The organism is Rhizobium sp. 05L429 (assembly GCF_056397645.1).
Genome location: NZ_JBFTNV010000029.1, coordinates 14,844 through 28,413, shown reverse-complemented (window position 1 = coordinate 28,413; position 13,570 = coordinate 14,844). Strand labels below are relative to the sequence as shown.

The 13,570-nt window shown below is 60.7% G+C and carries 13 protein-coding genes; 4 read left to right on the top strand and 9 right to left on the bottom strand.

All coding sequences use genetic code 11. The features are described 5' to 3' along the window. Window positions 1-94: 94 nt before the first annotated feature. Window positions 95-487 carry a PRC-barrel domain-containing protein gene (locus AC1DNW_RS25735; RefSeq protein ID WP_113298421.1) on the top strand — a complete coding sequence of 131 codons (393 nt, stop codon included), beginning with the start codon at window positions 95-97 and terminating at the stop codon, window positions 485-487. A gap of 50 nt (window positions 488-537) precedes the next feature. On the opposite strand, the gene AC1DNW_RS25730 is transcribed toward AC1DNW_RS25735, so the two are convergent. The 6 genes from AC1DNW_RS25730 to osmF are packed head-to-tail and all read right to left on the bottom strand — an operon-like array spanning window position 538 to window position 7,266. Then, window positions 538-2,988 carry a glycoside hydrolase family 2 protein gene (locus AC1DNW_RS25730; protein WP_477854769.1) on the bottom strand — a complete coding sequence of 817 codons (2,451 nt, stop codon included), beginning with the start codon at window positions 2,986-2,988 and terminating at the stop codon, window positions 538-540. A 15-nt stretch (window positions 2,989-3,003) separates the two neighbouring features. Continuing rightward, window positions 3,004-3,399 carry a VOC family protein gene (locus AC1DNW_RS25725; protein WP_113307022.1) on the bottom strand — a complete coding sequence of 132 codons (396 nt, stop codon included), beginning with the start codon at window positions 3,397-3,399 and terminating at the stop codon, window positions 3,004-3,006. Between the two features lie 47 nt (window positions 3,400-3,446). After that, window positions 3,447-4,196 (bottom strand): ABC transporter permease, encoded by a 750-nt coding sequence (locus AC1DNW_RS25720; RefSeq protein WP_113298424.1) that lies wholly within the window; start codon window positions 4,194-4,196, stop codon window positions 3,447-3,449. After that, window positions 4,193-5,137 carry an ABC transporter ATP-binding protein gene (locus AC1DNW_RS25715; RefSeq protein ID WP_113307021.1) on the bottom strand — a complete coding sequence of 315 codons (945 nt, stop codon included), beginning with the start codon at window positions 5,135-5,137 and terminating at the stop codon, window positions 4,193-4,195. The genes AC1DNW_RS25720 and AC1DNW_RS25715 overlap by 4 nt, the downstream gene beginning before the upstream one ends. Continuing rightward, a complete protein-coding gene (locus AC1DNW_RS25710; RefSeq protein WP_113298426.1) occupies window positions 5,134-6,300 on the bottom strand; it encodes an ABC transporter permease in 1,167 nt (388 codons plus the stop codon). The genes AC1DNW_RS25715 and AC1DNW_RS25710 overlap by 4 nt, the downstream gene beginning before the upstream one ends. A gap of 57 nt (window positions 6,301-6,357) precedes the next feature. Then, window positions 6,358-7,266, bottom strand: coding sequence for a glycine betaine ABC transporter substrate-binding protein OsmF (gene osmF / locus AC1DNW_RS25705; protein ID WP_477854768.1), 909 nt, complete (start codon window positions 7,264-7,266; stop codon window positions 6,358-6,360). A gap of 431 nt (window positions 7,267-7,697) precedes the next feature. Between osmF and AC1DNW_RS25700 the strand changes: the two genes are divergently transcribed. After that, entirely contained in the window at window positions 7,698-8,912 is a 1,215-nt protein-coding gene (locus AC1DNW_RS25700; protein WP_113307020.1) for a LysR family transcriptional regulator, read from the top strand. A 77-nt stretch (window positions 8,913-8,989) separates the two neighbouring features. Here the strand turns inward: AC1DNW_RS25700 and AC1DNW_RS25695 are convergent, their stop codons facing one another. After that, window positions 8,990-9,862 carry an NmrA family NAD(P)-binding protein gene (locus AC1DNW_RS25695; protein WP_113307019.1) on the bottom strand — a complete coding sequence of 291 codons (873 nt, stop codon included), beginning with the start codon at window positions 9,860-9,862 and terminating at the stop codon, window positions 8,990-8,992. 44 nt (window positions 9,863-9,906) lie between these two features. Then, window positions 9,907-10,329 (bottom strand): DoxX family protein, encoded by a 423-nt coding sequence (locus tag AC1DNW_RS25690; protein WP_477854767.1) that lies wholly within the window; start codon window positions 10,327-10,329, stop codon window positions 9,907-9,909. A gap of 119 nt (window positions 10,330-10,448) precedes the next feature. On the opposite strand from AC1DNW_RS25690, the gene AC1DNW_RS25685 reads away from it, so the two are divergent. Together AC1DNW_RS25685 and AC1DNW_RS25680 are read left to right on the top strand one after the other, a co-directional pair. Then, a complete protein-coding gene (locus tag AC1DNW_RS25685) occupies window positions 10,449-11,396 on the top strand; it encodes a LysR family transcriptional regulator (RefSeq protein WP_113307017.1) in 948 nt (315 codons plus the stop codon). Between the two features lie 382 nt (window positions 11,397-11,778). Next, window positions 11,779-12,501: a copper homeostasis protein CutC gene (locus AC1DNW_RS25680; protein WP_113307016.1), complete on the top strand. Its 723-nt coding sequence runs from the start codon at window positions 11,779-11,781 to the stop codon at window positions 12,499-12,501. On the opposite strand, the gene AC1DNW_RS25675 is transcribed toward AC1DNW_RS25680, so the two are convergent. Further along, window positions 12,498-13,517: a zinc-binding alcohol dehydrogenase family protein gene (locus AC1DNW_RS25675; RefSeq protein WP_113307015.1), complete on the bottom strand. Its 1,020-nt coding sequence runs from the start codon at window positions 13,515-13,517 to the stop codon at window positions 12,498-12,500. The two genes, AC1DNW_RS25680 and AC1DNW_RS25675, sit on opposite strands and share 4 nt — an antisense overlap. Between the last annotated feature and the right edge of the window lie 53 nt (window positions 13,518-13,570).

The following is a 13,570-nucleotide window of genomic DNA, read 5'->3' as shown; positions in this document are numbered from 1 at the left end:
CATATGAACATGAGGCGATGGGGAACTTTGAAGCATAGGTCACGTTTTATTGGGGTGGATAAACCCACGACGAAACGATCAAAGGAGGTGCACAATGCTCAATCAGGATACTGACGCCACCCGCCGTGACCCGAATGTGAAGGATACGCCGACGTTGATCGCCAGCGACCGCGTTGAAGGCACCCGCGTCTATGGCGCCGATGGCAAGCACATCGGTTCCATCGAGCGCCTCATCCTCGGGAAGCAGGATGGCCGCGTGGCTTACGCGGTCCTGAGTTTCGGTGGCTTCCTCGGCATCGGCCACGAGCACTATCCGCTGCCATGGGCGAAGCTGAGCTACGACACCCAGTTGGACGGTTACCGCATTGATCTCACCAAGGAACAGATCGAAGGCGCGCCGAGCTACGCGGATGACGACGACACCTGGTACAACGATAATGGCCGCCGCGTTTACGATTATTATGGCGTGCCGCCCTACTGGATGTAACGTCGTCTGCGAGGACGAGCCGGATGGAGGCCCCGCGAGAGCGGGGCCTTTCAGTTTTTGCTCACGAGATCATTGGCGCAGCGCAGTATCGGTCCGACCGCGATGTCCTCGATCGACAGATGTTTCTCGGTCATGACGCGGAAGACATGGCTTTCACCGGGCATCAGCGTCACCAGCATCGAATCCACTACAGCCGCGGGATCGAGCCGATCCGCCATCAGGCAGAGATCCTTCAGAAAGCTCCGCGCAGTCACTGCGACATCCCAGCCATCGGCCGATCTCGTCAGGGATATGGCGAGTTCCGGTGAAGGAAGTTTCAGGTCGATATCCTCGACGAAATAATGGAAGGCGCGTTTATCCAGCATCTGGACGACGATGACTTCCTCATCCGCCGAACCTGATGTTGCGATATCCTCCGGCAGGGGAAATTCCTTCGCCTCGAAACGATCGCAGAGCAGCCGCCAGAATTCGAATTCCGCCAGCACCGTCCCATCAAGCCGCATCCGCTTGCCACTGATCTTCGAGCGCCAGAACAGCGTCTGCTCGTTGACAGCAATAGCCGAAAGGCCGCCGTCGCGCGGCTGGATCGTTAGCAGGCGTGGATGAAAAGCCTGCTGCATCGCATACCAGAGCGGCTTGCGCCGCCCGGCGGAATCGAGCGCTGCCCAGGAGGTGACCGGCCAGCAGTCATTGAACTGCCAGACGACAGCGCCCTTGCAGATGTCACGATGCGAACGCATGTGCTCGACCGCGAAGCGGATGGCGCGTGCCTGATTGAGCTGCGTTGCAAAATGCCAGTCGTCCATGCCCTGCGGCACAGGCAGATGCCCGGCAAGACCCTTGATCAGCTTGTCATTGCCCTGCGTCGCCTTCTGATGGTGGAAAACGCCGTGCGATTCCGGCGTCAGCGGTTCGTCATGCACACTTTCCTGAAGCGTCGCCCAGGCCGGCGGCGCCTGCCAGCCGAACTCGGAGCAGAAGCGCGGAATATAGTTGCGATAGACCTCGTAGCCGACGTCGTTCCAGACATCCCAGATATGCTTGCAGCCATGCCGGTCRTCATTCGGCTCGATCTCCATGGAACCGGAATAGGGGCTGMCCGGATAATAGGGCCGGTCAGGATCGAGTTCGGCACAAAGCGCCGGCAGCACATCGAGATAGTAGCCGAGGCCCCAGCTGACGCCGTCCTTGATGATCGGCCGCCAGCCCCATTCGTCGAAACCCCAGATATTCTCGTTGTTACCGTTCCAGATGATCAGAGATGCATGCGGCATCAGCCGCACGACATTGTCCCGCACCTCGGCGATCACCTCGCTGTGCAGCGGCTCTTCCTCCGGATAAGAGGCGCAGGCGAACAGGAAATCCTGCCAGACGAGCATGCCGGCCCGGTCGCAGGTCTCGTAGAATTCGTCCCGCTCGAAGATACCGCCGCCCCACACACGCAGCAGGTTGATATTGGCAGCCTTCGCCTCGTCGATGCGCGCTGCATAGCGCTCGGCCGTCACGCGCGAGGGAAAACAGTCATCCGGTATCCAATTGGCGCCGCAGGCAAAGATCGGCACCTCGTTGATAACGAAGGTGAAGGCCGAACCGTGTTCATCCGGGGATGTGTCGAGGCGCAGCGACCGGAAGCCGATCTGCTTCGAATAGCGATCGAGGATGTTCCCGCTCTCGTCCTGCAGCCGGATCTCMAGCGGATAAAGCGGCTGCGCACCGAGATGATGCGGCCACCAGAGCTGCGGCGAGGGGACGCGAACCTCGAAGGAAACCTCCTGCGCATCCGCTTCGACCGCGATCGTTTGCGTCACGCCGCCGATCTCGGCAACGAGCGTAGCGGGCGCCGTTTCGCCATGTTTCGCCAGCCGCGCATGCACCTTGACCAGACCATCGCCGCCCGCAAGCGTCGCCGAAACCCTTGTAGCGGCAAGCCGCACCCGATCCCAGCTCTCCAGCCGGACCGGCTTCCAGAGCCCTGCGGTCACCAGCGTCGGACCCCAGTCCCAGCCGAAGTTGCTGGCCATCTTCCGGACCAGGTTGCCCGGCCCGGGATAATTGTTCGGGCGGTAGCCGTAGTGCTGCTCCATCTCGGCGCCATAGGCATAGACGGAGCGGAAGGTGACGCTGAGTTCGTTTTCGCCCTTCCGCAACAGTGACGAAACATCGAAGCGGTAGGTGCGGTGCATGTTGAAGGTGCGGCCGATCTCCTCGCCGTTCAGGCGGATCGTCGCGATCGTGTCCATGCCCTCGAAGACGAGCTCCTGTATCCTGCCGTCATCGGGCGCGGCCTCGAAGCTTAGCCGATAGATCCAATCCGTCTTGCCGATCCAGTCGTTGGTGATCTCATTGATATCGAGGTAGGGATCGGGGATCAKCCTGGMGGCGAGAAGATCCAGGTGCACGCAGCCCGGCACGGTTGCAGGTATGGACGCTGGCAGATTATCTCTTCCTGTATCGTTACAGGAAAGCGTCCAGCCGTTATCGAAGTCTCTCTTCTCGATCATGTCAGCTCTTATGTCCTATTGAAAACGGCCGTGGCGCTGCAGCACTTCGATCTTGTAGCCGTCAGGATCGGTGATGAAGAAGAACAGCCCGAACAGCTTGCCGTCGCGGTTGAGTTCCACGAGCTTGCCGGGGTTGAGGCCGAGATCCGTCAGCCGCTTGTGCTCGACCTGCACTTCCTGGACGGAAATGGCGAGATGGCCGTAGCCGTCGCCGAGATTGTAGGGCTCGATGCGGCCCTTGTTAACCGTCAGTTCCAGCTCGAAGCCGGTCTCGTCATTGCTCATATAGATCAGCGTGAAAGTTTCGAAATCGACGCGGTCGGCGACCTCAAGCCCGAAGACCTTGCTATAGAAATCGACCGAGCGCGTCTCGTCCAGAACGCGGATCATGGAATGGATCATCTTGGCCAAGGCGGTCTCCCATCGCTCACTCTACCGCTGCCTTGGTAGCCGTCCTCTCAAGCCGGACGCAAGCCCATTCTGCGCGTGATCGCGCCTTCGAGCATTCCGACGACATCATAGATCAGCACCGCCATCAACCCGACGATCAACCCGCCCTGCAGGATGAAGGCGGTATTGTCGGAGATCAGGCCGGCGATGATGACCTCGCCGAGGCCCTTTGCCGCGACCGTCGAGCCGATCGTCGCCGTGCCGATATTGATGACCGTCGCGACCTTCAGCCCTTCGAGGATCAGCGGCAATGCGAGCGGCAGTTCGACCTGGAAGAGACGCTGCATCCCGTTCATGCCCATGCCATCGGCGGCGTCCAGCACCTGCGGCGACACCTGCTTCAGGCCTGCGACGGTATTTTCGAAGATCGGCAGCAGGCCATAGAGAAAGAGCGCAATCAGCGTCGGCGCAGCACCGAAACCGGTGGCGGGTACGGCAAGCGCCAGGACCGCAACGGGCGGAAATGTCTGGCCGGCATTGGCAATGGCGCGCGACAGCGGCAGGAAATCTGCGCCGCTCGGCCGCGTGACGAAGATGCCGCCGAGTACGGCCAGTACCGCGCTGCCGATGATGGAGATGAGAACGAGTTCCAGATGGCCGAGCGCCAGCGAAGCGAGGCTATTCTGTATATAGACCGGTGGGGCATTGTTGTTGGTGAGCGGCACCAGCATGAAGGAGAGCCACTCTGTCCTGAAGATCAGGATGAGTAGCAGCACCAATGCCAGCGCGCGAAAGAGATTGGCGATAATAAATTTCATGCCTTGCGGCCCAGTTCGATGAGCCGGTTCATCGAAATCGAACCCACCGCCGCCTTGTTCGCGTCCTGCACGGCAGCCTCGTCCACGCCCTGCCAGATCATTTCGGCCAGCGCATCGCGCAGATTGAGCGACTGTGCCAGCGAATAGGACAAGCCGGACTTGGCGGGCTCCATGCTGTCCTTCAGCGGCGTGAGCGACATCAGCTTCAGTGCCCGGTCGGAAGTGCCGGTCAATTGCTGCACGAAGGGATCGGCAGGCTCCGTCAGGATCTTTTCCGGCGTCGAGCATTGCAGCAGATTGCCCTCGCTCATGACGGCAATCTGATTGCCGAGATGGAAGGCCTCGTCCATGTCATGGGTCACGAGAACAACCGTCGTGCCGAACTGTTTCTGGATCGCCAGCAGATCGTCCTGCGCCTTGCCGCGGATGACGGGATCGAGCGCGCCGAAGGGCTCGTCCATCAACAGAAGTTCCGGCTCGGCCGCCAGTGCGCGGGCAACGCCGACACGTTGCTGCTGGCCGCCCGACAGTTGATGCGGATATTTCTCCGCGAATGTCGCCGGGTCGAGATTGAAGAGGCCAAGCAGTTCCGTCACTCGGCTGTCGGTGCGGGCTGCGTCCCAGCCGAGAAGCTGCGGCACAGTGGCAATGTTCTGAGCCACCGTCCGATGCGGAAAAAGCCCGTGCCCCTGAATGGCATAGCCGATCTTGCGGCGAAGCTCGGTCGCCGGCACGTCCATGATGTTCTGTCCGCCGACGAAGATCTGCCCTTCGGTGATCGGCACAAGCCGGTTGATCATCCGCATCAGCGTCGATTTGCCGGAGCCCGATGTGCCGACGACAACGGTAATCGAACCCTTCTCGACGCTCATGGAGACATTGTCGACGACCGTTGCCGAGCCGTAGCGCTTGGTGACGTTCCTGATCTCGATCTTGCTCATACGGCTGGCCCCTGGATGCTTTCGATGACCGCATCGAGGATGACGGCCGAGGAGAAGGCGAAGAAAACGGTCGGCACGGCGCCGAGCAGGACGAGGTCCATGGCCGTCTGGCCAAGCCCCTGGAAGATGAAGATGCCGAAGCCGCCCCCGCCGATCAGCGCGGCGATCGTCACCATGCCGATCGCCTGAACGAGCACGATGCGGATGCCGGTGAGGATGACCGGAAAGGCGAGCGGCAGGTCGATTCCAGCAAGGATCTGCCGGCGTGTCAGCCCCATGCCCGCGGCGGCATCACGCACCGAGGGATCGACGCCTTCAAGGCCGACAACCGTATTGGCGACGATCGGCAGCAGCGAATAAAGCACGAGCGCAATCAGCGCCGGCGCGGTGCCGATGCCGCGAATGCCGATATCGGCCGCGAGCGGCACGTTTGCGGCGAGATAGCCGAGCGGCAGCATCAAGAGGCCGAAAAGTGCCAGGCTCGGAATGGTCTGGATGAGGCTCAGGATCCGCAGCACGATGGCGCGCAGTTTCGGCACCCAGAAGCAGAGGATACCGAGCGGCAACCCGAGCACGATGGCGATGGCAAGTGAACCGAAAGCCAGCAGCAGGTGGGAGATTGCCTCGCTCCAGAACTGGTCGGCCCGTGTCGAAAACTCCCTCAGGATCGACAGGCTGTCGAGCAGGCCGGACGCGAGGCAGATCACGAGCAAAGCGGTGTAGGCGGCCAGTGACGCAACACGCATCCACGGTGTCAGCTTTATCTTCACCAACGCGTCGGAGATGATGAGGCCGATAACGCCGAGCAGCACCCAGAAGCTGCCGCCGGGCGTCATGCGCGCCACGGTGCTGCCTGACGGTGTCGAGGCGGTCGCCACCAGCCCGATAGCGGCAATTAGTGCGATAAGGCAGAGCGTGCCGAGAGCAAGCCGGATGAAGGCGCTTTTCAGAAAGAGCGTCGCCAAGGCAGTGGCAATCAGCAGGGCCAGCAGAATGACGACGGAAGGCTGGGGAAGAAGCTGTGTCAGCAGCATCGGCTTGCCGGCGGCGATACGGTTTGCCTTCACATAGATGAATGGCAGAAGCGCCGTCGCCACAATGCCGCCTGCCACCAGTACCACGCCGAGCCGGTCCAGCTTGCGGACCGCTAAGGTTTCTTCCATCGATCCTACCCTGTCCGGAAAGTGCCCCGCCCGAATGCCGGGCGGGGCAGCAGGCAATTACTTCAGGAAGCCTTTTTCCTTCAGATAGGCTTCGGCTACGGACTTCGCCGGCTCGCCGTCGACCTGGATCTTGGCATTGAGCTTGCGCAACTCGTCAGCTGTCAGGCTCTGGAAGATCGGAGTGAGGATTTCCTGGATCTTCGGGTTCGCCTGCAGCACGGCTTCGCGGATGATCGGGGTCGGTGCATAGACCTGCTGCACGCTCTTGTCGTCTTCGAGAACCGTCAGTTGGGCAGCTTCGATCGCGCCATCGGTGCCGTAGACCATGGCGGTGTTGACGCCGTTGGTCTGGTCAGCCGCAGCCTTGATCGTTGCCGCCGTATCGCCACCCGAAAGCACGACTTCCTGGTCCGGCTTCAGGGTGAAGCCGTAAGTCGTCTGGAAAACAGGCAGGGCGCCGGCAGAATTGACGAATTCGGCGGAGGCTGCGAGCTTGGCGGCACCGCCACCCGAAACCCACTTGCCGAAATCGGACATGGTCTTGAGGTTATTCGGACCGGCGACGTCGCTGCGCACGGCAAGCGCCCAGGTGTTGTTGGCAGGTGAAGGCGTCAGCCAGACAATCTTGTTGGCATCGTAATCGAGCTTCTTGGCCGCCTGGTAGCCCTGTTCGAGATTCTTCCAGGCTGCGTCATCGGCCTTGTTGAAGAAGAAGCCGGCATTGCCGGTATATTCCGGATAGATATCGATTTCGCCCGCAGTGATCGCCTTGCGCACGACCGGGGTTGCGCCAAGTGCGATGCGGTCCTTCGTCTTGATACCGTTGGCTTCCAGCGCGAGCACGATGACGTTGCCGAGCAGCGTGCCTTCGGTGTCGATCTTCGACGAAACGACGACGTCTGCGGCGTGCGCCGCGCCGGCCGCAAAGGCGGAAAGCGTGACGGCAAGTGCGAATTTCCTAAGCATGATTATCCCCTTGGTTGAACACCGTTAAACGTCGCGAAGGCCCCGAACGCGAAGCCTGCGCGCATAAAACCAGCCGGCATGGTCAGCTCGGGCCATCATGCCGGAAATACGTGCGTCATGGAAATAGTGTGCATGCCCGAAAAATCGATGCCCGAAAATCGAAGCAGCCCCCTCCAGTATTCGCTCTCGCGGCGCGATTATGGCGGCGAATGCAGACCGTTGCGCGGAATTGCATTCCCTTTTCCACGGCCGGCGCGATTTGTTTTTATCCCCTTGCGTGTTTCCACGGTGTTCCGGTGCTTTTGATCGGTTTTGCCGCCGCCCGGATTTCTTGATTGGTTGAACGATAGCCCGCACCTCTGTGGACAGGGATATCTTTTTTCACGAACACGTCATATCCTCCGCCTTTTCAGTAGCTTCCGGAGAAGTCCATGCATCTCGGCGCTCTATTCATCGCAAGCCAAGTCCTGTCGTCAGGCTCCATGCGCGAGACTGCCCGTCGCTTCAACCTCTCCGTCTCGACCGTATCGTCCGCCGTCGATAATCTGGAAACGGAGCTTGCCCTGAAACTCGTTGAACGTTCTTCGGGAGAACTGGTCATTCTGCTTGCCGGCGGCAGGGTTCAGGAGGGATTGGCGCCGATCCTCGATGCAACGGAAGAGCTCGGCGAAATGCTTGGCCACAATGACCCGGAGGCTTATGGACAATGGGCTGCCCGCATCCCCGTAAAGCCGGCTACGATGGAGCGCTACCTGGAGGTTGCGGATCAGGGTAGCATCAATCGCGCCGCACGCCGCCTTCGCCTTGGTCAGCCGCAGCTGTCATTGCAGATTGCCAATCTTGAGAAATTCTTTGGCTGCCGCCTCTTCGAGCGCCAGGCGCAGGGGTCGGCGCTTACGGAAGAAGGCAGACATGCCTACACGCTGTTTTCCACGATCAGTCTCGCCTGGAACGAACTGAAATCGTCTGCCGATGAGCGTTATCAGCGCACGGCCCGCTCGCTGCGCATCGGCTCCATCATTCCCACCGGATCGGAAAGCTGGGTTGCTCGCTGCCTCGGCGCACTCGTTGCGCAATGGAATGCCGGCCGCAACAAGAATGCCCTGTCGCTGGTCTCGATGACCGCCGATGATCTGCGTGAAGCGCTGAAATCCGGGCGCATCGATGTCGCGATCCTCGATTCCGTCTTCGGCCTCGAAAGCTTTCGTCATCGCGAATTGCTGCGCACGGATATGGTGGCCATCGCCCCGCCCGACAGCATGGAAGCGACGGCGGCCGACCTTGTCGCCAGTCATCCGATCTGCACGCCGAGCCCGCGCACCGGCATCGGCCATGCCGCCATGACCTTCGGCTACGACCGCACCCTGCATCGTCGTTTGCGCGACCGCGACATTACCGCTGCGGATTCACTGCCCGTCATCGTCGATCTCGTCGCCAATCACGGCTACGTCTCTTTTCTCGGCCGCGTCAGCGCCATGCCGATCGCCGACCGGGTGCGCATCGTCGAACTCGCCGAGCCGATGCCCATGTCCTACCATGTGGCCTTCAATCACCGGAGAGCCGCGGCTGATGCTTGCGACATGTTGATTACGACCGCGGCAAAAATTGTCCCGGCACCTGTCGCGCAAAGTAAAGCCTTCGCTTAAACAGGCTGCGGCGGGCCGGGAACGATGAAGATGGGCACTATGTCTACGCAGTAGCTACCTCAGCCCAGTAGCGAGACTTATGCCTTGGCGGCGTTCTGTGCGGTCTCGAATACTTCGCGTGCGGACGTCGTACCCGCTACGTGCTCCGTATCCTCGGCTCCGAGGTCCATCCATCCTGCGTTCACGGCCTCAAACATTTCTTCGGCGGGCCCGGTGTGGCCCTTCGGGATGCCGAACTGCTCGAACGCTTCCGCCCACCCTGCACGCGGAACCGCAAAGGCTTTCACGTCGAGATTCAGGACTTCACCCAATTGCTCTGCGACTTCATCCGCGCTGACCATCGAACCAAGCTCGATGACGCGATGCCCTGGCCAAGCTGGCCCGGTCAAAAGGGTTGCGACCTCCGCGCCGATGTCGCTCGTCGCGACCATGGTCGATTTCCGGTTTGTCGGATTGTAGTAGACCGGTAGCATTCCACCTTGGGCGACGTGCAAGCCGTAAAGAAAATTTTCGAAAAATCCGCCTGCGCGCACAAATGCGATTGGGGATATCAGATCGCGAAAACCTTGCTCCAGAAGCGACAAGGCCGTGATCATCCCGAGCCCGCTGGTCCTGTTCGCACCCATCGACGAAAGCGCAACCACTCGCGGCGGCGCTGCCTTGGTGAACGCCTCGACATAGTTTGCAATCACGCCCTTTGCTTCTTTGTAATCGGGCGAGGGCGCCCAGACAGCCGGCAACATGACAAACGCGCCCTCGACGCCGTTGAGCGCTTGCTCGATGGCTGCCGAATCATTCCAATCGCCGTCTACCAGTTCCACGCCCTGGTTCGCCCAGTTAGCCGCCTTCTCGCGATTGCGGACCAGCGCACGTACCTCCCTGCCGTGCGCCAACAGATGTTTTGCCGCTGCGCCGCCCACTTTTCCCGTGATTCCTATTACTAAAAACATGCATTTTCTCCTGATCTTGAAGGACAGAGCACTGTCCTGTTGGTTCAACGGATGAGCGGCAGAATGGCCCGGATATGGGGATCGCGCAGATAGAGGCCGCCCCATGTCATCGCGCCCAGAAGCAGGGAAATGAGTTCCGGCGGCGACCCCAACTCACCGATGCGGACATGGGCGCAGATGGCGCCTCCCAGAAAGCCCGTCACCAGGATCGCGCCGAGGACGGCGGTGGCCGGGATGGCGTAGAGGATGGCGCAGGCGAGTATGATCGGACCCACGACACGGGTCAGGTCCATCGCGAACCCAGTTTCCTGCAACATGCTCGCGATCTGTGCCGGCGCGAAAAGCTGAATAGTGCCGTCTGCCACCAGAGCGACAGCGACAATCGCGCTMATTGTCCGGCCGGCCCATAGGGCGCGATGCGAAGTCATAGTTTCAGGCACCTGATGTAAGTCCACAGTTTCGGACATTTGTCATTCTCCGATGGGGGGATCCAATATTCGGAAGTTACTGTGTCTCTCAGGTATGATAAACACGGAGGAAATAAACTCACTGTTCTCTCTGTAGCGAACAATACCAAGGCACGAAAATGCAGAATCTCGAACCCATCCTCATTTTCGTAACGGTAGCGGAAATGGGGAGCTTCACCCACGCAGCCGATAGCCTGGGCATTCAAAAGGGAAGGGCCTCAACGGCGGTCCGGAAGCTGGAAGAAGATGTCGGTGTCAGGCTCCTGCACCGGACGACGCGCAGCGTGCAGTTGACGGAGGACGGACGCGCATTTCATGCCCGTGCCCGCGATCTGCTTGCTGAAGTCGATGACCTTCACTCGATGTTCGCAGGCGATCGCGTGGCACTTCGCGGGCGTTTACGGGTCGATCTTCCGACCGAGGTGGCGCGCACAACGATCGTGCCGGCCTTGCCGGATTTCATGGCGACTCACCCCGAGTTGGAGTTGGAGGTGTCGAGTACGGATCGGCAAGTCGATCTGGTTCAAGAGGGGTTCGACTGTGTGTTGCGACTTGGACTCATAAGGGACGAAACGCTGATTGCCCGCCCACTGGGCCTGTTGCGCATGGTCAACGCTGCCAGTCCCGCCTATCTGGCGCGCTATGGCGTCCCTCGATCGCTAGAAGATCTCCAGAGTCAGGAACATCGGGCAATTCATTTTTCGACGATTCTGGGCGCAAAACCCTATGGATGGGAATATCCTGACGGCGACAGCTACGCGACGCTTCAGTTGCCAGGTGCGCTACACGTCAACAGCGCGCAGACCTACGATGCCGCTGCCCTCGCCGGCCTTGGCCTGATTCAGGCGCCACTCTTGGGGATTGGCCAATACTTAAAGAGTGGAGCGCTGGTGGAAATTCTCCCCGATTTTCGTCGCCGGGCGATCGCCGTGTCCCTCGTCGTAGCACATCGGCGCAATCTGTCGCGCCGAGTCCGCGCATTCATGACTTGGATCGAAGATGTGCTGATGCCGTATCTGGAATCGCGAGGCGAACATCTTCATCCGCCCTCGAAATCAACATTCTGAAGTTATGTCTGCCGGTCGGCGGCCCGGCGGTCCGACAGAATGCAACACTGAAACCGGCGACCTTTGAAGTCCGACATGAGATATCCTCAAACTTTTCCGCCTTCTGTCTCCCCAGCGCCGTGCCAATGCAACAGAACCATTCCGTATCAGGTTCGGACATATCCGGGGCCGCCCGTCGATCTCCGTAAGGCAGCAAATGGGTAATCGGAACAAATGGCCGCTTGCGGGACGGCACACTTTGCCCGGGAACGGCGAGGATGAGGCGCATTGCTGCCGAAACCGTCCGTCAGCAAGCGCATAGAGAACGCCGATTTTACGATCCAGCCACCCTCGGCACGCTATACTACGCTAGAATGGTGGCGGAACGAGAGGGATTCGGAATATGGCGGTTTTGCTGGAAGTATGCGTCGATAGCGCTCAGGGCCTTGCGGCTGCAATCGAGGGCGGCGCCCGCCGCATCGAGCTCTGCTCGGCGCTGGAGCTTGGCGGGCTGACGCCATTGCCGAGCCTGATGCGAATTGCCGCCGAAGCGCCGATCCCCGTCTATGCAATGATCCGCCCGCATGCCGGCCCCTTCATCTTCGACGCAACGGATGAAAAGGCGATGCTGGCCGATATCGATGCTGTCAGGGCCGCAGGTCTCGCGGGCGTCGTCATCGGCGCGAACCGGCCGGATGGTACGCTCGACATGCCGCTCATTCATCGTTTGAAGGTGCACGCTGCCGGCCTCGGCTCGACGCTGCACCGCGCCTTCGATCTCGTGCCCGATCCGGATGCGGCGCTCGAACAGGCAGTCGAACTCGGCTGCGAGCGCATCCTTACCTCCGGCTGCGTACCGAAGGCGATGGACGGGCTCGAAACGCTGAAACGCATTTCCGCCAGGGCCGCCGGCCGTATCTCCATCATGCCGGGCAGCGGCGTGCGCCCGGCCAATGTCGTCGAGATCCTGCGGGCAACGGGTGCGCACGAGGTTCATGGCTCCTGCAGCTCTGCCGTTGCCAGCGCCGATCCGCGTGCCGTCTCCTTCGGCTTCGATGTGCCGACCTCGAACCGGACGGATATCGATGTCGTCAGGCAGATGCGTGCGGCAATCGACGCCGCTTAGTCCGCAACCTTGATCACGGCCTTGATGAGGCCGCTCTTTTCATGCGCCCAGCGGGCAAGATCACGCGGCGCATCGGCAAGCGTCGTGCGGTGCGTGATCAATTTGTCGACCGGCACGAGCCCCTTGGCGATTGAATCGGCGACATGCTCGAAGTCGACGCGTGTTGCGTTGCGGCTGCCGATGACCATCATTTCGCGCTTGTGGAATTCCGGATCGGAAAAGAGGATATCGTCCTTCACGACGCTGACCAGCACCAGCGCCCCGCCGTGAGCGACGAAGCTGAAGGCTTTCTGCATCGACGGCCCGTAACCCGTCGCATCGAAGACGACATCGAAACCGTCGCCATCCGTCTTGGCCTTCACGGCATCGAGGGTGCCTTCACTGGCGACGATGCCGGATGTGAAACCGAAGCGCTCCGATGCCATCTGCAACCGTTCAGCGCTCGTATCGAGCAGCGTCACCTCATGACCGGCGATGCGCGAAAAGATTGCCGCGCCGAGGCCGATCGGGCCTGCGCCGATAACGAGCGAGCGGGAACCGGCTGATGCCATGGACCGGCGCACGGCATGCGCCCCGATCGCCAGGAATTCGGTGGTCGCCGCGGCCTCCAGACTGAGGCCCTTGGCGGCATAGAGATTACCCGCCGGAACCACGATCTCCTCGCAGAAGGCGCCGTCCGTATGCACGCCGAGAACCCTGATGTTGGTGCAGCAATTCGGTTTGCCCTGGCGGCACGCAACACAGCTTCCGCAAGAGAGGTAAGGGTTGACGATAACGGGCGTACCGACCGCCATCGCTACCCCATCGCCGGCCTCCAGCACGGTCGCGGATATTTCATGACCCATGACGCGCGGATATTCGAGAAAGGGGTGCTTGCCTTCGAAAATATGATAGTCCGTGCCGCAGATGCCGACATGGCTGACGGCAAGCCGTACCCAGCCGGTAACAGGCCTTTCGGGAGAGGGACGCTCGACGAGATCGAGGACGCCGGGTTCGCGGCAGAGCACTGCTTTCATGATGGTTCTCGCATGGCTGAAATGAACGAAGCCGGCCCTTGGGCCGGCTTCGT